Raw genomic sequence first — 23626 nt, forward strand, 5'->3', positions numbered from 1 at the left:
ATAAACCTGTCACCCCCTGACATCTATATCAGGAATAACATTTAAATTTATTAAGATATCTCTTCTAATGTTTTATCTAATGTATCCACATTATTAATTGTGAAGTGAGCGACTTCTTTATTAATACGTTTATTTAAACCTATTAAAACCTTACCAGGCCCGCATTCAACGATTGTGTCTACACCTTCAGCGATTAAGTTATTTACACTATCAACCCATAGAACAGGGTTATGTAATTGCTTAACCAGATTCTTTTTAACTTCAGCTGGTTTAGTATAATTTTTAGCTGCAACATTCTGAATAACAGGAATGGTTGAGGCTTTTTTAATTTTTACATCTTTTAAATAAGTCGCCAGCTTTTTAGCTGCGCCTTCCATTAAATTAGAATGAGAAGGCACACTCACAGGAAGTTTTAATGCGCGTTTTGCACCCTTGTCTTTTGCTATTGCCATTGCTGTTTCAACAGCCTGTATATTGCCTGCAATTACTATCTGACCAGGTGAGTTAAAATTAACTGCCTGCACTGCAAAATTATCATCGCTGCACATGTCACAAATTTCTTTAACGGTATCATCATCCAGGCCCAGAATAGCAGCCATTGCACCCACTCCATCCGGAACAGCTGCCTGCATTAACTTGCCACGCTTTGATACACACTTAACTGCAGCTTCAAACTCAATTGCACCGGCACATACCAGAGCCGTATATTCACCCAGACTATGGCCTGCCATAATCTCAGGTTCTATTTCCAGCTTACTTTTTAAGATTTCATATACGGCTACACCAGAAACCAGCATTGCAGGCTGAGTAACTTCCGTTTTATTAAGCTCTTCTACAGGACCTTCCTGTACAACTTTCCAAAGGTCATATTTCAATACCTTAGACGCTCTGGAAAATAACTCATTAACAACAGGATAAGATTCTGCCAGTTCAGCCATCATGCCCAAAGATTGTGAGCCCTGCCCCGGAAATACACATGCCAATTTCATAGATTTACCTTTTATAATTTTTTCACTACCAACAAATAAAATTTATTTTAATGTAAGCATTTGGCTTACAGCCCCAAAACATCCTGCATATCAAATAGACCTTTATCTTTAGTCTGCAGCCATTTCGCTGCTCGCATTGCACCTTTTGCAAAGGTCATTCGGCTTGAAGCTTTGTGTGTTATTTCTACTCGCTCACCTTCAGTAGCAAACATAACTGTATGATCACCTACAATATCGCCAGCACGAATCGTTTCAAAACCAATTGTTTCCGCTTTACGTTCGCCGGTTTTACCCTGTCGCCCGTAAACAGCACATTCATTTAGATCTCTGCCAAGCGTATCTGCAATCACTTCACCCATACGTAAAGCAGTACCTGAAGGCGCATCAACTTTATGACGATGATGTGCTTCGACGATTTCTATATCGTAATCATCATTTAAAATAGAAGCTGCTGTTTGTAATAACTTTAAACACAAAGTTACACCTACACTCATATTAGGCGCAAATACCACCGCACTTTGTTCCGATGCATCTTTGATTATCTGTTTTTGCTCATCACTAAAACCGGTTGTTCCAATAATGATCTGTTTATTGTTATTTTTACAAATTTCCAGGTTATTTAATGTTGACTCAATAGATGTGAAATCTATTAAGGTATCAAAATCATTTACGACACTGGCTACATCATCCACCAGTTTTACATTTAGTGCTCCAACACCTGCAAGCTCACCCGCATCTGCACCAATCAAACTAATACCCGGGCGTTCGATAGCAGCACTGACCGTACAACCCTCTGCCTGCTGGCACGCTTCTATCAGGGTTTTACCCATACGACCTGCTGCACCGGTAATTGCTATTCTTAACATTTTTATTCTCTGAATTTTTTTGTTTTGTCATACCTGCCTATACAGGTATGACGAAATATTATTCTACCAACTGATGTATGAATAACCCTTTTCCTGCAGATCAATTAAATCAGCTGCACCAACCTGAACGATTTCAACAAAATCATACAGGTCTTCTTTTTTCCAGCCCAGAGACTGCATGGTATTACCGCAGGCATGAAATTTAACCCCGTAATCAGCCATACTTCTTATTTTCTGTTTAATTTCATAAGAAACATAACGCTGAGGTTTTTTACCCAATATGTGTATACCCGGACCAAATGCAGTGATAACAATTGTTATATTATCATTGTACTTACGTAACATTTCTGCGGCTGAAAACATTACCGCATCATGATAAGCCTGATCAGACTTATTAAACTGATACACCACATTATGCTCAGTCGGATCACCGGGAAAACGCATTTCACTATCGTCTGCTACTTTTTCAGAGGCTCCTGCATTACGACCTGTTAAAACACCTGCTGCAATGCTGGCTAACCCCGTGAGTAAACGCCTTCGTGAAACCATTATAACCCCATATTTTATTACAGCTTCATATCGTCAAAAAACTTCTTAACCCCATCCATCCAGCTACTACCCTGAGGGTTATGGTTTTTATTATCGCCATGAATACTTTCTTCAAAATCTCTTAACAATTCTTTTTGCTTGGAGGTTAACTTAACGGGTGTTTCAATAACAACCTTACAAATCAAGTCACCTACCATACCACCGCGAACAGGTTTAACACCCTTGCCCTTCAAACGAAACAACCTACCGGTTTGCGTTTCAGCAGGAATTTTTAGCTTAACACGGCCATTTAATGTTGGCACCTCAAGATTTCCACCCAGTGCTGCGGTTGCCACACTAATTGGCACCTGACACAACAGATTACTACCATCACGTTCAAAAATAGCATGCGATTTCACATGTACCTGTACATACAGGTCACCTGAAGGACCTCCATTTTCTCCGGCCTCACCTTCACCAGATAAACGAATACGATCCCCGTTATCTACCCCTGGTGGAACTTTTACTGACAGTGTTTTACGTTCTTCAACTCGCCCCTGACCATGGCAGTCGCCACAGGGATCAGAAATAGTTTTACCCTGCCCATGACAATGCGGGCAAGTTTGTTGAACAGAGAAGAAGCCCTGCTGAATACGTACCTGACCTGTACCTCCACAGGTAGTACAGGTGGTAGGTGTAGAACCTTTTTTAGCACCACTACCATCGCAGGTTTTACAGCCGACCAGTGTAGGAATCTTGATTTTGATCGTTGTACCGGCAACCGCATCTTCCAGACTCAGTTCCATATTATAACGAAGGTCTGAACCACGATAAGAACGGCTGCGACCACCGCCTCCACCGCCGCCAAAAATATCACCGAACACATCACCGAAAATATCACTAAAGTTTCCATTACCGGCACCATAACCGGCACCACCACCCGCAGATGGGTCAACACCCGCATGACCATACTGATCATAAGCTGCGCGTTTTTGTGCATCAGATAAAATATCGTAGGCTTCTTTGCCTTCTTTAAATTTTTCCTCGGCAGCGTCCGGGTTGTCTGCATTTCTATCCGGATGATGTTTCATCGCCAGACGTTTAAAGGCCTTTTTAATGTCCTTTTCATTTGCGTCTTTGGATATTCCCAGAATTTCGTAATAATCTCGTTTTGACATGCTTTTTAATCTCTAAATCTACAGATTTTTTGCTACAGTGAAACAGGGTACATGGAGTTTTTATTTATCCGCCTGTGGCGAATAAAACTAAAATTTTACTCTGTGCTCTCTGTAGCAGTCATTAAACCTTTTAACACTTTAAACACACAAAATGCCCGGCTAAAAAACCAGGCATTTTGTAACGGCTAAATGCCTAAGAAAAGGACTTATTTATTGTCGTCTTCTTTTACTTCTTCAAACTCGGCATCAACTACTTCATCTTCTGCTGCATTAGCATCACCAGCAGCCTGTTCACCACCAGCATCCGCACCACCTTCCTGCTGCTGTGACTGAGCATATGCTTTTTCAGCAACTTTGCCTGCTGCTTCTGTTAGTGCTGTAGTTTTAGCTTCGATAAGCTCTTTATCGTCACCAGCAACCGCTTCTTTCAGTTCAGTAATTGCAGTTTCAATTGCAGCTTTCTCACCTTCTTCAACCTGATCACCCAGATCTTTCAGTGATTTCTCAGATGCATGAATCAGATTATCTGCTGTGTTACGTGCTTCAACCAGTTCTTTCTGCTTGCGATCTTCATCCGCATGCGCTTCAGCATCTTTAACCATGTTTTCAACTTCTTCGTCAGACAAACCAGAAGAGGCTTTAATCACAATAGACTGCTCTTTACCCGTAGCTTTATCTTTCGCAGATACATTCAGGATACCATTTGCATCGATATCAAATGATACTTCGATCTGAGGCACACCACGTGCAGCAGGTGGAATATCCTGTAGATCAAAACGACCTAGAGACTTATTACCTGAAGCCATTTCGCGCTCACCCTGAAGTACATGAACTGTAACCGCACTCTGGTTATCATCCGCTGTTGAGAACACCTGTGATGCCTTAGTCGGAATCGTTGTGTTTTTCTCAACCAGTTTGGTCATTACACCACCCATAGTTTCAATACCCAGAGATAATGGTGTTACGTCTAATAGTAAGATGTCATTAACATCACCACCTAAAACACCACCCTGTATAGATGCACCCATTGCAACTGCTTCATCCGGGTTTACATCTTTACGCGCTTCTTTACCAAAGAAGTTTTTGACCGCATCCTGAACCATTGGCATACGACTCTGACCACCCACAAGGATGATATCGTCGATTTCACCAACACTTAAACCTGCATCTGATAATGCTGTTTTACATGGTGCAATAGTACGCTCAACCAAATCTTCAACTAGTGATTCAAGCTTAGCGCGAGTTAGTTTCAGGTTAAGGTGTTTAGGACCTGAAGCATCAGCAGTAATGTAAGGTAAGTTAACATCTGTTTGCTGGCTGTTAGATAATTCGATTTTTGCTTTTTCAGCGGCTTCTTTTAAACGCTGAAGTGCAAGCGGATCGTTATGTAAATCCATACCGTTGTCTTTCTTGAACTCGTCTGCAAGATAGTCAATCAGACGCATATCAAAGTCTTCACCACCGAGGAATGTATCACCATTAGTCGCTAATACTTCAAACTGATGCTCGCCATCAATTTCAGCGATTTCAATGATTGATACATCAAATGTACCACCACCAAGGTCGTATACTGCAATAGTAGAGTCGCCCTTAAGTTTCTTATCCATACCGTAAGCTAATGCAGCTGCAGTTGGCTCATTGATAATACGTTTAACTTCAAGACCGGCAATTTTACCTGCGTCTTTAGTTGCCTGACGTTGTGAGTCATTGAAATAAGCTGGAACGGTTACTACCGCTTCTGTTACTTCTTCACCTAAATATTCTTCAGCTGTTTTCTTCATTTTCTGAAGAATACGTGCTGCTACTTCCGGTGGAGCCATCTTGTTGCCATGGGCTTCAATCCAGGCATCACCGTTATCCGCTTTAATGATTGTGTAAGGTACAAGTTTGATATCACGCTGAACAACTTCTTCCTCAAAACGACGACCAATAAGACGCTTAGTTGCGAATAATGTATTGGCAGGGTTAGTTACAGCCTGACGTTTTGCAGACTGACCTACCATAACCTCATCACCTTCACCGAAAGCAACGATTGAAGGAGTGGTACGATCACCCTCAGAATTTTCAATGATGCGCGGTGCATCACCATCCATAATTGCGACACAAGAGTTAGTTGTACCCAGGTCGATGCCGATAATTTTACCCATGTTTTGCTCCAAAATGCTTAATTTTTAACTTATCCCTTAAATAAGGGCAGGTTTTTACTTTTCAATGGTTAGAAGAGTTTTATAACCTTCTCACCAGTATAATTTTTCCTGTAACTGTTCAGCTTGTCCCTGAGTGGTTTCAGGCCAGGGAGGAAAATGTGAGCTTATAAGTATAAGTGTCCATTTTTCAACGAAGGCATGGAGCCATTCAGGGGTAAGCTGAGCTGTTACAATTAGTCAGCTGCTTTTGATACCATTACCATCGCCGGGCGTACCAGACGATCATTTAACAGGTAACCTTTCTGCATCACTGCCATTACTGTATTCGGCTCATGCTCATCACTGGGCTGCATTGACATCGCCTGATGATGATCTGCATTGAACTTTTCACCCATCGGGTTCAGCTCAACCACATTAAATTTTTCAAATACACCAGATAACATATTCAATGTCATTTCACTGCCTTCACGCAGATTTTCAACATTGGCATTTTCCTGTCCGGCCGCGTCAACACCCATTTCCAGACTATCTTTAACCGCCAGCATTTCAGAGATAAACTTCTCTAATGCAAATTTGTGTGCATTTTCCAGATCTTTCTGAGTGCGTCGACGAATATTATCCATCTCAGCTTTAGTACGCAGTAGCTGATCCCAGTTCTCAGAAGCTTTCTTTTCCGCCTGCTCCAGGCGCTCGATCATTTCTTCCGGCGAAAAAGCTTCACCTTCCGTTTCATTAACCGCCTCAAGTGCTTCTTCAGTAACTTCTTCAGATGATAAAATGTCGCCTTCTACAGCGGCATCCTGTTGATTCTTATCGAGGATTTCCTCGTTTGACATTGCCAGTCTCCATCAATATTTAGGTCTGTTAGCCATATGGGGATATTCAATTAAGATTCAAGGGTCTTGAAATACAAAAGATATAAAGAAGAAAGAAAAAAACAGATAATCGTACTTATTTAGCTTCCGCACCCAGCGCCAGACTTAAAAAGCGCGCAGTGATATTCACAGCCGATATCACTTTACTATATTCCATTCGGGTCGGCCCTATCACCCCGAGCACTCCCAGCGTACTTTCTTTAGTACCATATGGAACCGAGATAACACTAAAATCTTCCAGCCCCTCTATACCCGCTTCTGAACCGATAAATACCTGCATATCTTCCGCCTGTATACAACGATCCAGTAAACCCAGCATATCTCGCTTATTTTGAAACACCTGAAACAGCTGTTGCAGCTGATTCGCATTATCGGCTTCATTGAAACGAATTAAGTTAGCTTGTCCCTGTAGTCGATAACTCTCATTCTCATCATCAGGTTTAAGCGCCTGATCTGCCAGATTAACCGCAGCTGCCATTAACTCATCAACCTGGGTGCGAGCTCCCTGCATTTCTTTTATCAAAAGAGAGCGAATCTGAAATATATCCTTACCCATAAAGTGCTGATTAAGGTAATTAGAAATCTTAACCAGCTCATTCTGAGAAAAGTCTTTATCTACGTGCACAATCCGATTTTGAACATCACGTTCATTAACGACCAGAATAGCCAGAATTTTTTTATCTGGCAGGGGTAAAAACTCAATGCGGCGCAGGTTCAACTGGCCACTTTTAGGTAAAGTAATGACCCCGGCCATCTGAGTAATATCAGACAACAGATTATTTGCCATATTAATCAGGGTATCTTTATCCTGATCCGCATTTAACTGTAACTGTAGTTTTTCTTTAATCGCATTTTCAATGGGACTAAATTCCAGCATGGAATCAACATACATACGGAAACCCATATTGGTGGGCACTCTTCCAGCAGATGTATGCGGTGCTGAAACCAGCCCCATTGAATCGAGGTTCGCCATTACATTACGAATTGTGGCGGTAGAGATATTTAAACCCGCTGATTCAGCAAGTGTTTTAGAACCAACCGGAGCGCCCTCTTCAACGTAACAGTTGATAAGGGTTTTTAATAAATATTGGGAACGTTCGTTTAATGGAGTTGAGTTTTTAGACATGGCATAATTATTTTACGTAAACTTTTTTCCAAAGGATCACTATTACAGGTCGTAATATTTCAGGATCAGATTTGACCTCACCAACTCACAGGATTATTCAAACCCGGACATCAAATCTGGCTCCGACCCTTTACTACTTTTAAAACTATTTAAAGTTTTTTCAAATGCCCGCTTTCGATGGTATAAATCGTATCCATCTTTTTAGCCAGCTCCATATCATGAGTTATTACAACCAGGCTGGTACCAAACTCTTTATTTAAACGCAGTAGAACCTGAACCACCTGGTCTGCCGTAGCTTTATCCAGGTTACCCGTTGGCTCATCTGCAAAAATACAACGCGGTTCATTAATCACCGCTCGAGCTATGGCTGCTCGTTGACGCTCTCCACCGGAAAGCTCTGCGGGTTTATGCTTTAAACGCCCGGTCATACCTACTTTCTCAAGCAGCATATCCGCTTTGCTGAGTGCTTGCGATGGACTTGTACCTCTAACCAGCGCAGGCATCGCAACATTTTCTTCTGCAGTAAACTCTGCTAACAGGTGATGAAACTGATACACAAAGCCCATGTAATTGTTACGCATATTACAACGTTCTTTTTCAGACATGGTAAACAGGTTTTTTTCATCAACAAATACCTGCCCTGATGTAGGATCATCAAGCCCACCCAGTAAATGCAATAAAGTACTTTTACCAGAACCAGAGGCACCCACAATAGCAATTTTTTCACCGGCCTTAATCGTGAGGTTTACACTTTTTAAAACTTCCAGATAACTACCGCCACCCTCACTAAAAGTCATGCTCAAATCAACTGCTTCTAAAACAATAGGAGCACCGGTGCCATTAGGGAAAATTTGCGAATCTGTAAAACGATCAATTAAAGGCATTATTCATACCTCAATGCTTCTGCTGGCTGGACACGCGCCGCTCTATAGGCAGGATAAATTGTCGCCAGTACTGACAGACCAAATGCAGATGCAGTGTAAGTCAGCACATCTGAAAGGCGTAAATCTGATTTTAATTCAGTAATATAATAAACATCTGCCGGCAGAAATTTTGTATTCATTAAACCTTCTACAAAACCAACAATTTCATTAACGTATAATGCAACCGGCACACCTAGTGCCACACCTAATAATGTACCCACTAAACCAATCACCACACCCTGCACAATAAATACCCACATTAAACTACTCGGTGTCATACCAATAGTGCGTAAAATGGCTATGTCTGCCTGTTTATCATTAACCGTCATCACCAGTGTCGAAATAATATTAAATGCCGCCACTGCAACAATCAGCAATAAAATAATGAACATCACCACTTTTTCAGTTTTTAATGCTTTAAATAAATTACTGTGCATTTTGGTCCAGTCACGAACCCAGTAGTCTTCACCTAATGATCTATCTAATTCATGAGTGACCTCATAAGCACTAAACATATCATCGAGTTTGAGACGCACGCCTTCAACTTTTTCACCCATACTAAATAACTTTTGCGCATCATTCATATGTATAAAAGCCATTGAACGATCGAATTGATGCATTCCTGCCTCAAATACACCTACAACTGTAAAGCGCCTTAAGCGGGGCATTACCCCTACCGGTGTCACATTCGCCTGAGGTGTTATAAGGGTTATTTTTTCACCTTCGAACACACCCATGGCATTAGCCAGTTCACGACCAAGAATAATACCGAAACGACCCGCTTTTAAATCAGATAATCGCCCGGATACCATTTTATCTGCTATCTCTGAAACCTTAGGCTCCTGATCCGGCAAAACACCTCGAATAATTGCACCACTCACCCGGTTACGGTTACTTAACATGGCTTCATTCTGTGTAAATGGTGCGGAATCAACAACATTAGGATGCATTGCACTCTTTATCTGAATAGACTGCCAGTCTTCAAGTTTACCGTCCTGACCGGTAACCGTTGCATGCGCGGTCATACCAAGAGTACGTTCACGTAACTCTTTACCAAAACCATTCATAACTGAAAGCACAACAATAAGTGCAGCCACACCCAGCGCTATGCCTAACATAGAAATTAATGCGATAAATGACACAAATCCATTACGACGTTTGGCGCGTGTGTATCTAAGGCCGATGTAAAGCTCTTTCGGTCTAAACATATCTGAAGGGGTTCTTTTTAAAATTAATTGAAACTGGTTATTCTTTAACCAGTTTATTTCTGTAATCAAAAATGATTACACCTAAAGCAATACGTCCTATAACAATACAGGCACAGCCCTGTCAATTGACAAACCCATTGGGTCAATTTTTGCCCCGTATGCAATTACTTCCACCCCTTCCTTAACGGCTTCTCTTAACAGTCGTCCATACTCAGCATCTATATTATCAGCTGGTGTCACAAGATTAACATCAGTACGCATGATTATAAATAGCAGAACAGCTCTATCGCCCGATTTAACCTGCTGAATTAACTCACGTAAATGTTTTTGTCCTCGTTTTGTGACCGCGTCGGGAAAACTACCTAACCCGGCTTCCTGACACAGTGTCACATGCTTCACTTCAACAAAGACCTGCTCCTGCTTAAAATCCAGAACAAAATCTACGCGACTACCCTCATCTCCATAAGGCACTTCACTACGACAATGATCAAACCCGGCTAGTTCCGTGATCTGGTTTTGCATCAACGCCTCACGCGCCAGTTTGTTCGTTAATCCCGTATTAATACAGGCCAGCACATCCGGTTTAAGCTCAACCAGTTGCCAGCTATGAGCATATTTTCGTTTAGGGTTATCAGAAACGCTTAACCAGACATTTGCACCTTCTGGCATGCAACCGGTCATCGCACCGGTATTTGCACAGTGGGCTGTAATTTCTGAGCCGTCTTCTAAAATAATATCCGCTAGAAAACGCTTATAACGCTTTATAAGTTTGCCTCTGATTAAAGTTGAATCAAATTTCATTAAAATCTCAAGTATTCATTAATGTATTATTTTACAGAACTAATCGTACGTATATGAAAATTTCGTTATGTATTTTTTCAGCACCTGCCTGATATTGAACTATTATATAAATATCCTCCTCTTGATGACTCGCATTAATTTTGGAAAACAATAATGAAATTGAATATCAGAAACCTTTTAATCGCTTTATTTTTAGTTTGCATTTCATCTGTCTCAGTGGCTGACAGCAACTCTGAAGGATGCAAATCATGTGTGAGATCTCACGATTGCAGCCGTATTAACAAAACCTGTAATGCCACCTGTAGAGCAAATTTATATTCAAAAGATATTGATCTGGAATCTTGTCGCGGAAGATGTATTGGTGATCTGGAGAGATGTCTTTCAAACGCTAAAAAATCATGCGGCTTTTATTGCGCTGAAAAATAAAAGTAACACACTAATTTAAAACCCTCTAACACCTCAAAAAAAAAGGCGCCTAATATAAGCGCCTTTTTTTCGTTAAATTAGTTAAAAATAAACTAACTAATCTCACCTGGATAATCAGCAATACCCGGATTTGTTTTTATTCCCACTAGTTTAGGATGATTGATTTTCGGTAACTTTAATACATTATCTTTACCACGGTTCTTTACAATATAATCATGAACCACATCCCACATTAGTCGCCCATCAGGTGCTTTTCCTACCGTTGCCCAACCTGCCACCTTATACATCTGATCCGGCTCAATAGAGTGACCGTTATCCAGTTTTGCATCAGTAATACGCTGATATAAGGCTTTTGACGGATCAATCGTATAATCCATACCACCTACACGCACCATATCTCCACCAGACTGTAAGTATGGGTCAACATCAAACAGATTATCCGCAACACCTTCCAGTATGCGTAATAAATCACGGCCTGACATTTCACTTACATAGGTTTCACCATAAGTAATAGCACATTGTGTCATTACATCTTCCATAGTGATCCAGTCACCTTTCAATGTGCTCGTACCCCAACGTACACCCGCAGACATAGCAACATCGGCACTATATTCTTCACGCAGTGCGTTACATAAAATCTGATCCCATGTGCCCATGAAATTACCACGGCGATACAATAAACGATCAGCAATCGCCAGTTTCTCATCAAGAATTTCTTTATACGTTTTACCAACACGGCCTTCATTGTAGAAATACTTCTGCGCACGGCTCTCAACAATATTCTTGTCATAAACCGTATTTCGCATCTGATCAAGATACGCCTGCATTTCTTTATCTTCTTCTAACCAGTCAGTAATAACCGGCAGCATTTTGTAATCCATGGATTTAACTTTGCCATCCTGAATATCAAAATCCATTACACCGACAAACTTACCATTTGAACCTGCATTGGTAACCAGACAAGTACCACCATCTACATTTTTAACTTTAATTGGTTTCGGAATACCATCATGAGTATGACCACCAAATACCGCATTTAAACCCGGTACGCGTTCTGCCATTTTTATATCTACATCCATACCGTTATGGGATAACAGTACAATTGCATCCGGTTTTTCATCGGCTTTAATATTTTTAACCAGCTCGATCATGTCATCTTCACGCAAGCCGAATGACCAGTCAGGGAAAAACTCCTGTGGATTGGCATTAGCCGTTCTCGGGAAGGCCTGACCAACGATACAGATACGTGCACCATTGATTTCTTTAATAACATATGGACGGAACGCATGGCCTGTATCTTCATCAAACAGACCACTACCATCATATTTTTCCACCATGGTCGGGTATTCATCACCAAACATAGAGTCATCTTTAACGCGAACATTCTGCCCTATGAAGTCACCTTTGAACAAAGCGACATTGCTTAACACTTCTTCTTCTTTATAGGTAAATTCCCAGTGACCAACCATGACATCCAGCCCAAGGATATTTGAAGCTTCTACCATATCGACACCACGTGTCCATAACGATGTACCAGAGCCCTGCCATAAGTCTCCACCATCAATAGTGATTGTATTCGTTTTACCACCTGCCTGATCACGTAATTTATTAACCAGTGTTTTAATCTGAGCAAAACCACCAGTTTTACCAAAAACTTTGGCTGCATTTTCAAAGTCGAGATAGGTATAAGCATATGATTCAGGTGTAGCCGCTTTGAAACCCATCGCTTCGAGTAATTTATTACCCACTACGTGTGGTGGGCGACCATAAGCTTCACCTACACCCAGATTTACATTCGGCTCTCTAAAATAAACCGGATTCAACTGACCATGCACATCAGTAATATGTATGATGCGCACATTACCTTTCATTGGGAGGTCATAAAAACCATCCGGCATCGCATTCAGACCTGCAACCGAAACAGGAGAAGAAGAGCTGGACTTATCAGAACAGCCAATGATTGCAGGAACAGCAGCTGAGGCAGCGGCAGCACCCATCAGTTTCAGAAATGTGCGTCGATTTAAAAATGGCATGGTTTCACCTTAAGTATTGGTGGTTATATAAAAAAACAAGTATAGACCTTGCTGAATAAATAGCTTTGTGTCCCTGTTATAAATGCTGAGACTTTAATTTAGTAAACTTAACTTATTGTAATAAGCGTTTAATTTATTATAATTATCGAGCCTAATAATATAGATTATTCATAGAGTTTTCAAATGCTTAGTAACATTCATTCAGTTCATAATGCAATCTGCAAAGTGCATTTTGCAATCATGCTATACCTGATATTAGCTCTGCTCGGAGCAAAGTATAGCACTGCTGATGTTGTAAAACCGGCACTGGTTGAAATTAGTGTCAATGCGAATGGAAATTATCGGGTAGAACTACGCGCCAGCATTGAAGCCATGATGACGGGTATTAATTCTAAATACAAAAATACTCAGGATTCCCCTTTTGCCATCGAGTATGATGCCCTCAGAGTATTGCAATCTGCACAACTACGGGAAAAATTTATTCCCTTTGAGAATGAACTTAGCAGGGATATTCGCCTTTATTTTGATAAACAACAGACAAAACTACAAATTACTGAAGTACAAATACCGCCACCGGGTTACACAAAAGTACCCAGAACCAGTTTAATCGTATTTGAAGGCAAGATAGATAAACAGGTAAAACAACTCTCATGGTATTACCCTGCACGTTTTTCTGATAATGCTATACGTGTCAGGCAAATCGATGAAGATAATGAAAAGTGGTACTGGTCACCGTGGCAATGGTTAAGAAACGACCAGCCAAGTAAGTCATTTTCATTAACTGAGGTGTTCACCGAACCTGCTCTTTTTGATGTGATTTCAGAATATACCCTTGCAGGTTTTGATCACATTATCCCCAAAGGACTGGATCATATTTTATTTATACTGGGTATTTTTCTACTCAGTACAAAATTAAAACCTTTAGTCTGGCAAGCCACCATGTTTACTCTGGCGCACTCCATTACACTTAGTTTATCGATGTTTAATGTAATCAGTTTACCTGCCAGCATTGTAGAACCTCTGATTGCTTTATCAATTGCCTATATTGGTTTTGAAAACATATTTGCCCATAAACTAAAAACCAGTCGACTGGCGCTGGTATTCGCTTTTGGTTTATTACACGGTTTAGGGTTTGCCAGTGTACTGGCAGATTTTGGTATGCCGGAGAGCGCTTACGCCTCCGCACTGATTAGTTTTAATTTAGGTGTTGAGATTGGCCAGCTGGTTATTTTAACAGCGGCCTATTTCGGTATTACTTACTGGTTTAAAAACAGGGAGCATTTTCATAATTATATAACGATACCCGGATCATTAATGATTGGACTGACCGGGTTGTACTGGACGTGGGATCGTTTTAGCTGGGCGGCTATTAGTTAATTACTTAAATTTATTTATCCTACTCACTCTGAATGTATTCATGGGGAATTTTAGAATAAGCATAAACAGTACCGCCTTCTTTTTCAGCAAATAATGCAGCTTTTTCCTGCGCTCCAAAAGGCACAGCTTCTGGTGCGTCCATTCCGCCAATTTTACTACTGCCTAAAACATACCAGGCTTTTTTTGCATCAATCCAGTTTTCTTCACCCGGGTTATCCCACGGTGCATCAGTCATATCGTTTACATAAATGGCTGCAATATTTTTAGGTTCTTCCGGTGATAAAGTAAATGCAATGGTGTCACGCACAGAAGTAAACCATAATACTTTATCATCAGTAAGAATTATCTGACCTTTAGGGCCTTTATGATAAACCACTGTCATCAGACAGTAGTAACCACTGGCTTCACGGGTTAGTTTTTGAGCTGCTGGCATTTCTACGGGTGGTGTTTTTTCACAAGCTGACAAAACAACGATAAATAATAATGCTAAATATTTGTACATAAACACTCTACTAATTCTTTTCTTATTTACTCTGAAATAGTTTTATATAAACAAAACTACCTTGCATTGACTAATGTCACTAGATTATGCCCACATCCATGCGGGTATGATGATGTTCGCTTTCACTTATATTAAGTACTGCGATATCTTTTGACTTACGACTTACGACTTACGACTATCTTTTAAAGCTCTCGCTTCTGAAACACAAATAAAGTAATCATTAAAGGCACCACTACCCAAAGTGACATAACACCAAGTAGCAATGCCCCGCTCATTCCAGCTTCACTAGCAATTCCAGCAATACCCGCTGCATCACTAACACCTTCAAACAGACTCAAATTAAAAATCCGATAACTATCAGTTGGGCTTATTAACATTAATGTGGAAAATAATTGCTGACCAATTAACTGCTCATCATCCATTAACAGAGCGCCAAATAATATTAGATCATAAATAACAACAAACACTAACCACAAACCAATTGCTGTACCCGCGGCAGTTGCTCTTTCTTTTACTAACACACTCACCAGATATCCCAGGGCAATAAACACTGCACCGAGGATCAGTGAACTCATCATCATCGTGACATAAGCTTCCCAGCCATCCAGACTTCCACCGGCGAATATTGTCATTATAAGAATGGCTCCACCATAACCGGCAAAAATTGCGATAAATAAAATACTCACATGACCAAGAAACTTACCCATAATCACCTGCCAGCGTGAAACCGGATAAGTTAATAGCAACATCATCGTGCCACGCTCAAACTCACCTACCAATGCATCAAACGAAAGCATCAGGGCAATTAATGGGATTAGATACACACTCAAACTGGATAAACTAATTACGGTAATATCAAGATCACTGGCTTTTACTGACCCCGTTGGTGCCGAGCCGAGTAATGACAAAGCTAATGCCAACGAGCCAAGTAAAATAATAGCGGCGGCAATCCAGCGATTACGTAAACCGTCACGTATTTCTTTTAGCGCAAGCACCCATAACATCTTCATGACGGATCCCCATTCATAAAGTAACTGTAAAGCTCATCGAGTCGTGGTGGCATAATTTGCATATCCTGCACCACATCACCCAGACTACTAATGTGACGAATAATAGGCATCTTTTCATTCAAATCGCAGGACAGATTAAAACTTTGATTATTTACATCGGTAACATTAACAGCTGAACCCATTCGCTCAGCAACAATGGATGCTTCACCCGGTGTTACAGAAACTTTTACTCTAACTGGCAGAGTTGCCTGTTGATAAAGTTCATCTAAAGTGCCACACGCAACCACTACACCTTTTTTCAAAATAACAAAACGACTCGCTCGAGTTTCAACTTCGTGCAGGGCATGTGATGAAATAATTGAAGTTGCGCCATCTTTTTGCAATTCATCAATCAACTCATAAAAGTGCTGGCGCAAAATAGGATCAAGACCTGTAGTGGGCTCATCAAGAAAAAGCAGTTGTGGATTTCCTAACATTGCCTGAGCCAGACCCAGACGCTGACGCATACCTTTTGAATAAGTACCGACTCGTCGTTTTGAAGCATCACCAAGACCAACTAGATCTAATAATTTTTCACACTCAGCTTTACCTGCGCCTTTCAACTGAGCATAAAATGAAAGCACTTCACGCCCTGTCATTGCCTCATAAAAAGCAACACTTTCAGGCAGATAACCCAGGGATAAACCCTGAGCAACCGCCGCACTAAATGCAGGATCGTGACCCAGAACTTTAATTGCGCCACTGGTGGGACGAGTCAACCCCAGCATCATTTTAATTAGAGAAGTTTTACCCGCTCCGTTATGACCAACCAGTACGATACACTCGCCTGACTGAATAGATAAATTAACATCATGCAATACGGCTTCATTTGCATAAAGCTTGTTGACTGACTGCAGTGAAATAACTTCACTGGCTGAATTTAACGTAACCATCGGTTAAATCTCTTTTAATAACAGTTTCTACTTCGGGGGGCTTCATCAGTGGAGCACTATCTGTGACACCACCAGGGTGTAATCCCGGGAATTCAGATTGCGCCCATTTCAACAATTTTACTGATGGACTATTTAATAGTAATTTTGCCATAGGGTGACGCCAGACAATTTGATCTACCAGGTCATTTGGTTTGTAAAGCTGATCAGCAATACCATTAGCATCTATATCAAATGCAACATTATCACTCCAGTAATTACCCACACCCTCTTTTGACCATTCTATATATCGTGTACCCACATATTTTACCTGAGTACGATTATTTATAAATGAATTTGAATATATTTCATTTTTCTGTGACCCAGCGGTAAAATGAACACCAATTTCACAGCCTTCAAATGAATTATTATTTATTTTATTATAATTCGCGTTATAGATAAAAACGCACTTCTTTGCTCCACCAGAAACACGATTATCTTTAATGGTTGAGTAATTAGTGAAATTAAAAAAAAGACCACGCTCATGATCACCAATCGACTGATTGCCACTTGCCACAATACGATCAGAAAACATTAATGCGAAACCAACATGGTTATTAATGGATATATTGTTTTTTACTTCGCTATCAAGGGTATACATATAATGAATAGCGAACCTTAAATCTCTGAATCGATTTCCTTCAAAGATATTTTTTTTACTGTAATTTACAAAAATACCGTCACGGCCATAACGAATATCATTATTTTTCACAACCGAGCCCGGTGTCATCCATAAATAAACACCATTACCCCGGTCATTCATTCTATGGAAGGTGCTACCGATAATTGTATTATTACTGACAACTGCCGCGTCAGGGCCTTTTAGATAAACACCTATTAAATTATTTTCAAGATAATTAGAATCAACAACTGTGCGATCACCCTTGTCGGTGATAAAAATAGCACTATCCTCGGTATCGTAATCATTACCGGAGTGCTGAATACTCAAACCTTTTATCAATACATCAGGAGCGGTAACCTTAATGACATGTGATGAACCTTCACCATCAATAATACTTGACCTGTCACCTGACAGAGTAAGCGTGCGGTGAATATTTATTGAACCTGTATATGTACCCGAAGACAGAATAAGTGCATCACCGGGTTTTGCTAAATCGATGGCCTTCTGCAATACACCATGTCCGGGTGACACCTGTATTTCTTTAGCCTGAGTTGTATAAGAAAAAAAGAATAGAACGAGTAATAAAACACCCGCCAGTCTGTTAAAAAAAACAGAGCTGGCCGATGAGTTATTAACGTGTTGATTGAACTGCAACGCTTTAACCTTATGCAGGCTCAACCATCATACGGCCACGCATTTCCATATGTAATGCATGACAGAACCACTGACAATAGAACCAGTGAACACCCGGGCGGTCAGCCGTAAAGGTGATTGATGATGTCTGCTGGGGCCCGACTTCCATCGCCACACCATAATTTGCTACGGTAAAACCGTGAGTCAGATCATCAATCGCATCACTATTACTAACATAAACCGTCACTTCATCACCTTGCTTAACGGTGAATTTTTCCATACTGAAGTTTGGTGCAATAGACCACATATAAATGCGAACCTTCTTACCCTCACGTACTATTTTGGAATCAACACCCAGCTCAACACCATCTTTCTTCGCCTGAGCACTGGCTTCTGCCCACATTGGGTCACCCTTGGTCCATAATGAATCAGGGTTAACAATGTCATTACGCACAATGATTACATCATGTGGTTCAGCATAAGTTGGACCGTCGTGTACCACTTTCATCTTCTTACCAGTAATATCGATAAGCTGTTCATTCTCAGGTTTTAATGGACCCACATTAATGAATCGATCTTTAGAGAATTTATTAAGCGACACAAGCCATTTACCATCTGCATCTTTGGTTTCACCCATAGACGTATGATTATGACCCGGCTGATAATGCACATCGATTTTTTCAAGAATTGGATTAACTTTCTTACCATTGTAAGCATCAATCGCTTTCTGAATATTCCATTTAACCGCCTGGCTATCAAGGAATAAAGTAGTAAAGGCATTACCCTTACCATCGAATGCTGTATGCAAGGGACCTAAACCTAATTCTGGCTCTGCTACAACTGTGTCACGTGGTTTGATTTTGTCTTTGAACAGATCAGGTAGACGTCGAACATCAATAACCGTAACCGTTGGTGATAATTTACCATTGAATACAACATGCTTGCCATCAGGTGCTGTATTACAACCGTGAGGACTGTTAGGAACAGGAATATAACGTGTATATTTTGAACCCTTACGACCATCAATAACTGGCACGCCTTTAATGCGTTTAAAGTCACCTGTTTTAACCGCTTTTTCAATTGCTTTAATATCAAAAACAACCGCCCAGTCACGTTCATTCGACATCATGCCACCGGCATTAATCGCTTCTTCACTGTTGTAACAGGTAGAAAACGCATATAGACCCTGATAATCCGCATCACAGTTATCCAGATTACCATCAACCATAACCTGCCATTTAACTTCCATTTCATCGCCATCAATTGCTGAGAAAATAGCGTGATACTTTTCAGGCTCATCAAGAATAGAACCATCATTAGGAAGTGGTACACGGTGCTCACCATTAGCAAATACATAACCAGTACGCGGGTATTTCTGTGGACGCAGACCATGAATATCAGATGCATTAGGAATTTCAATGATCTTGTCACACTTCATCACATCACAACGTACACGTGCAACACGAGTATTCGCTTTATCGTTCATGAAAAGGTAACGACCATCATAGGTACCGTCTGTAAATGACATATGAGGATGGTGTAAATCACCATTTAACCAGACGCCGCCACGGTTTCCAGAATCAAGGAACTCTTTCGTTTCTGGTAATAAACCATCACGTAGAATCTTACGACTCTCATTGGTATCACCCCAACCAGAAGCACTGCATCGATTAAATACAGGTACACGCATTAACTCACGCATAGAAGGCATACCTAAAATACGCAGCTCACCCGCCTGACCACTACTCCAGAAACCGTAATACTCATCCAGATCACCAGGACCCACATGTGCACTATTTTTTGACGCTGCAATTGCGGCTTTAGGTGTCATTACACCTGCACCAGTAAGACCGGCAAAACCAGCCAACGCAGCTAATTTAACTGAACTACCTAGTAGCTGACGTCGGCTACGCCCGACCTCTTCGAGTTGTTCATTTTCCGGATTATCTTTTTTAATAGCCATTACTTTTCTCCTCATATGCCTTTGGTTAATCAGGCGAAATTTTCACTCTGATTATCCAGAGCATTAATTATTACTTCTTATTTTTTTACTTTTTCTTAACTTACTTTTTACTTCTCCAGCTCTATAGAAATGGCAGAACCATTTTTTCCTTTAACTGATGCAGGGTTTACACTTCTACGTTCTTTTTTCAGGCGTTTCTGTATCATTACCGGACAGGCATGGTCGTCAGAATAAAGCACCTGACAATGCAGACAGTAAAGACACTCATTCACATCAATGTCACCTTCAGGGTGTATCGCCTGAACCATGCACTCATTGCTGCAACGCTGACAGGGGCTGCCACATTCCTTATAACGTTTAAGCCACGAGAACATGCGCATTTTTCCGGGAATCGCCAGTGCCGCACCCAGTGGGCATAAATAACGACAGTAAAAACGTTCAATGAAAATACCCGGCAGTAATACAGCCAGTGCAAAAATCACATAAGGCCATTCACGCACAAATTTCAGAATGATTGTTGTTTTGAAAGGCTCCACTTCTGCCAGACGCTCAGCCCATTCAAGGGAATAAAGTGAAAGACCAAACAAACCGAGAAATATTAAATATTTAAATGTCCAGACACGCTCATGAACTGCCCAGGGCACAGAGATCTGCTTAATTTTGAACGCTTTGGCTATTTTATTAAGTAGTTCCTGCATGGCTCCAAATGGGCATAACCAGCCACAATAAGCGCCACGCCCCCAGAAAAGCAGCGATGCAGCAACAGAAGCCCATAAGATAAAGATCAATGGCTCCATCAGAAAATAGGTCCAGTCAAAACCACTGACCAGCGCATTAAACATGGCAAGAATATTAACCACGGATAGCTGGGCGTTGAAATACCAGCCAATACCAAACAGAGTGAATATCAAAAAACCAATTCTAACTTGCTCGGTTAGTTTGGGTCTTTTAACCAGCCAGTTCTGAAAGAAGAATATAAGTGTAAGAACAAACAGTGCAAGACCCAGAACAATAACTTCGCCAGTTTTTAACTCCCACATCTTCACCCAGATTAGCTGTGACTTATTACTTTCTGCCACATCAGCTACAGGCGCTATTTCAGGCTCAGTAATAATTAAATATTTATCCGGTGTTTTATAATTAAGATCAAAAGTTAGAAAAATCTTTTTGATAGGACCAATATTTCTACCGACTAGCAATTCCAGTTTCCAGGCATCAGCACCTTTAAACTTTAAGTCAGCAGGTGTTCTGAACAAATCAACATCTTTCAGATCTGGAGAACCATCAGCTGCAATTGAACGCAGACGTTTATGATATCTATCATGGAAACGAATAGACGTATCACCCTGAATTATCTGGAAACGATCAAAAATACCACCCCGAACATAACCGGAACCTTTGAATGAGAAACGACCGTCACCCGCCAGCATAATAGCCTGCTCACCCGGCTTTAATTTCTTCAGAAGATTTTTGTATTCATTTTCACCCAGCAGGCTTTTACCTATACTGGGAATAGACACAACCGCTGCATACAGCTCAATAAAGACTTCTTCACTTTCCCCTTCTTCCGGAAAATCAAGAACAAGCGGTTTACCGCTATCTTTAAAAGCCTGATTAATCTGTCCAACGGTCAGTTTTAAACTGCTAACCGAACCTTCATCCACCAGGTTCTGCCAGTTTTTAGTGATACTTATATCAGGATTAACTGAAGCTACTGGCCCTGCTTTCTTTATTACAGCCTCAAGCCCTGACAAACCATAATTTCTGGCAACCTTAATTGATCCCCTTAATATGTTGTCATCCATCACCATTACGGTCACTGTCGCTCCGGATACAATATCAATTTCATGGTCCTGCGTACCACGAACCAGCTTGCCTACATCTAGCCCTTCATACTCTGTTAGTACCTCAGTGATTTTACTTTCTGGAATACCAATCAGAACAATCGGCTCATGGTGTTCAACCAGTAATACTTTTTTGATAATACCCTGCATATCCAGAGCGACAAGTTGATGTATCGGCTTGCCTGAATAACCCGTGGAATTTTCATAGTCAGATGTCAGGAAAACAAATCCGAGTTGTTTGCCATCTTTATAAGCAGGCGCTACTACAGGATCCCCTGTCGGTGAACCTAATTTATTCGCACCAGGGTATATATCCTGAGTTTTAATAACATCAAGAAAACGGCTTAACTCTGAATTTGCCTGTACAGCACTTATGGGTAAGCACTGTAACAAAAAGAGTAAAAATAGTAATTTCAAAGTGTTACGATAACCCATAAGTTGGATTACCCCTTTGTCTAATATATGCAGCAAGTGCGTTTAACTCCTGAAAACATTTAATCGTTTTTATTGCATAAAACTAACGGCAATATTGGGGGGCACGTTCTGTGTTATATACTGTAGCGTATTGTGCGACATTTTGTCACAGCTTAAATGACATAGGTCAAGTCAATGTCAGAATTTAAGCGTAAATTAAACGACTCGAAGGAGTCTTCACAAAATATGTTATCAACAAATGTAAAAACCACCAGTGATTTAATGAGCATTGCGCTGCAAGCCGAGCGTGAAGCTATTCGTCGTTATACCCAGCTTGCCGAATCAATGCACAAAGGCAGTAATGAATGTGCGGCGGCTCTGTTTGAACGCATGGTAACTGAAGAAGTGGAACATGAGCGCCTGCTACTGGAATGGATGAATAAAGAAGGCATCAGCGAAAACCCGGAGATCGAACCCATTGTATGGAAAGACCCGCATGTTTCCACTGTTTATAATGACGAAGCCTACGACCCTTACTACAGCACACCTTATAAAGCATTAGCGTTTGCTGTGCATAACGAAGAGATAGCCTTTCGTTTTTATACACACGTTGAAGCCAACTCTGAAAATAAAGCCGTTCGTAAATATGCTGAAGTACTGGCCCGTGAAGAACTGGGACACGCCGCCCTGCTTAGAGCCGAGCGCAGACTGGCTTTTCATAAAGAGCGAGAATCGAATAAAGAAAGCCCAAGACTGGATCCTGAATTAATTCAAAACCAGTCAGATCTGTTAGCCGCTGCGATTCATATAGATCGTTATTTAGAAAGCCAGATGTTGATAGTGACAGAAAACAAGCCGCAGATTGAGGCGCTTATAAAAGAAACGAATCAGCAAATAAGCATCAATGAAAAAACACTAAGCAATCAAATGCCACCGGGTGAAGAAATTGTAAAAAACCTTGAGCAACTTAAAGCTAATCATCCCGAAATGAATGAGCGACTTGGTAACCCTGAACTTGAATTGCAACGATTATGGTCGTGCTGTGACCGCAGTTTTGCTTTCTATGATGCAATTGTCGAAACAACCACTGATGAAGCGGTTATGCTGACAGCACAAAACCTCACATCAAACGCACTTGATCGAATTGGTGTTTTGAAAGAAGCTTTTGGTGACTCTGATTAATAGACCTGATC

19 protein-coding genes are annotated in these 23626 nt (G+C 40.8%); 2 read left to right on the plus strand and 17 right to left on the minus strand.

Features of this window, described 5'->3' with window-relative positions:
* Positions 1–50: 50 nt before the first annotated feature.
* From fabD to DIZ80_01240, 11 genes are all read right to left on the minus strand, one after another.
* The gene (fabD, locus tag DIZ80_01190; protein RDH86114.1) at positions 51–989 is read right to left on the minus strand and encodes a [acyl-carrier-protein] S-malonyltransferase; all 939 of its coding nucleotides are present in this window, start codon (positions 987–989) and stop codon (positions 51–53) included.
* Positions 990–1054: 65 nt separating this feature from the next.
* A complete protein-coding gene (locus DIZ80_01195; protein ID RDH86115.1) occupies positions 1055–1855 on the minus strand; it encodes a 4-hydroxy-tetrahydrodipicolinate reductase in 801 nt (266 codons plus the stop codon).
* Between the two features lie 63 nt (positions 1856–1918).
* The gene (locus tag DIZ80_01200; protein ID RDH86116.1) at positions 1919–2404 is read right to left on the minus strand and encodes a hypothetical protein; all 486 of its coding nucleotides are present in this window, start codon (positions 2402–2404) and stop codon (positions 1919–1921) included.
* 17 nt (positions 2405–2421) lie between these two features.
* Entirely contained in the window at positions 2422–3561 is a 1140-nt protein-coding gene (gene dnaJ / locus DIZ80_01205; protein ID RDH86117.1) for a molecular chaperone DnaJ, read from the minus strand.
* A gap of 206 nt (positions 3562–3767) precedes the next feature.
* Positions 3768–5708, minus strand: a complete 1941-nt coding sequence (locus DIZ80_01210; protein ID RDH86118.1) for a molecular chaperone DnaK — start codon at positions 5706–5708, stop codon at positions 3768–3770.
* Between the two features lie 233 nt (positions 5709–5941).
* On the minus strand, positions 5942–6544 hold the full coding sequence (locus tag DIZ80_01215; GenBank protein RDH86119.1) for a nucleotide exchange factor GrpE: 603 nt from the start codon (positions 6542–6544) through the stop codon (positions 5942–5944).
* 115 nt (positions 6545–6659) lie between these two features.
* Entirely contained in the window at positions 6660–7709 is a 1050-nt protein-coding gene (gene hrcA / locus DIZ80_01220; GenBank protein RDH86120.1) for a heat-inducible transcription repressor HrcA, read from the minus strand.
* A 149-nt stretch (positions 7710–7858) separates the two neighbouring features.
* Positions 7859–8593 carry a lipoprotein-releasing system ATP-binding protein LolD gene (locus DIZ80_01225; protein ID RDH86121.1) on the minus strand — a complete coding sequence of 245 codons (735 nt, stop codon included), beginning with the start codon at positions 8591–8593 and terminating at the stop codon, positions 7859–7861.
* A complete protein-coding gene (locus tag DIZ80_01230) occupies positions 8593–9840 on the minus strand; it encodes a lipoprotein-releasing ABC transporter permease subunit (protein ID RDH86163.1) in 1248 nt (415 codons plus the stop codon). The genes DIZ80_01225 and DIZ80_01230 overlap by 1 nt, the downstream gene beginning before the upstream one ends.
* Positions 9841–9936: 96 nt before the next feature.
* The gene (locus tag DIZ80_01235) at positions 9937–10641 is read right to left on the minus strand and encodes a DNA/RNA nuclease SfsA (protein RDH86122.1); all 705 of its coding nucleotides are present in this window, start codon (positions 10639–10641) and stop codon (positions 9937–9939) included.
* A gap of 518 nt (positions 10642–11159) precedes the next feature.
* Entirely contained in the window at positions 11160–13100 is a 1941-nt protein-coding gene (locus tag DIZ80_01240) for a thiosulfohydrolase SoxB (GenBank protein ID RDH86123.1), read from the minus strand.
* A gap of 183 nt (positions 13101–13283) precedes the next feature.
* Between DIZ80_01240 and DIZ80_01245 the strand changes: the two genes are divergently transcribed.
* Positions 13284–14477, plus strand: a complete 1194-nt coding sequence (locus DIZ80_01245) for a hypothetical protein (GenBank protein RDH86124.1) — start codon at positions 13284–13286, stop codon at positions 14475–14477.
* 19 nt (positions 14478–14496) lie between these two features.
* Here DIZ80_01245 and DIZ80_01250 read toward each other — a convergent pair whose 3' ends face one another.
* The 6 genes from DIZ80_01250 to DIZ80_01275 all read right to left on the minus strand — a co-directional run bounded on the left by DIZ80_01250 (position 14497) and on the right by DIZ80_01275 (position 22454).
* On the minus strand, positions 14497–14979 hold the full coding sequence (locus DIZ80_01250) for a copper resistance protein CopZ (GenBank protein ID RDH86125.1): 483 nt from the start codon (positions 14977–14979) through the stop codon (positions 14497–14499).
* A gap of 182 nt (positions 14980–15161) precedes the next feature.
* Entirely contained in the window at positions 15162–15989 is an 828-nt protein-coding gene (locus DIZ80_01255) for a hypothetical protein (GenBank protein ID RDH86126.1), read from the minus strand.
* Positions 15986–16921, minus strand: a complete 936-nt coding sequence (locus DIZ80_01260; GenBank protein RDH86127.1) for an ABC transporter ATP-binding protein — start codon at positions 16919–16921, stop codon at positions 15986–15988. Before DIZ80_01260 ends, DIZ80_01255 begins: the two co-directional genes overlap by 4 nt.
* Positions 16896–18116 carry a nitrous oxide reductase family maturation protein NosD gene (locus DIZ80_01265; protein RDH86164.1) on the minus strand — a complete coding sequence of 407 codons (1221 nt, stop codon included), beginning with the start codon at positions 18114–18116 and terminating at the stop codon, positions 16896–16898. The genes DIZ80_01260 and DIZ80_01265 overlap by 26 nt, the downstream gene beginning before the upstream one ends.
* 127 nt (positions 18117–18243) lie before the next feature.
* The gene (locus tag DIZ80_01270) at positions 18244–20175 is read right to left on the minus strand and encodes a TAT-dependent nitrous-oxide reductase (protein RDH86128.1); all 1932 of its coding nucleotides are present in this window, start codon (positions 20173–20175) and stop codon (positions 18244–18246) included.
* A gap of 107 nt (positions 20176–20282) precedes the next feature.
* Complete coding sequence (locus DIZ80_01275; protein RDH86129.1) at positions 20283–22454, minus strand: regulatory protein NosR; 2172 nt, start codon at positions 22452–22454, stop codon at positions 20283–20285.
* Between the two features lie 174 nt (positions 22455–22628).
* Between DIZ80_01275 and DIZ80_01280 the strand changes: the two genes are divergently transcribed.
* The gene (locus tag DIZ80_01280; protein ID RDH86130.1) at positions 22629–23615 is read left to right on the plus strand and encodes a hypothetical protein; all 987 of its coding nucleotides are present in this window, start codon (positions 22629–22631) and stop codon (positions 23613–23615) included.
* Positions 23616–23626: the final 11 nt, after the last annotated feature.

Origin of the sequence: endosymbiont of Galathealinum brachiosum, assembly GCA_003349885.1 — a bacterium.
GTDB lineage: Bacteria > Pseudomonadota > Gammaproteobacteria > SZUA-229 > SZUA-229 > SZUA-229.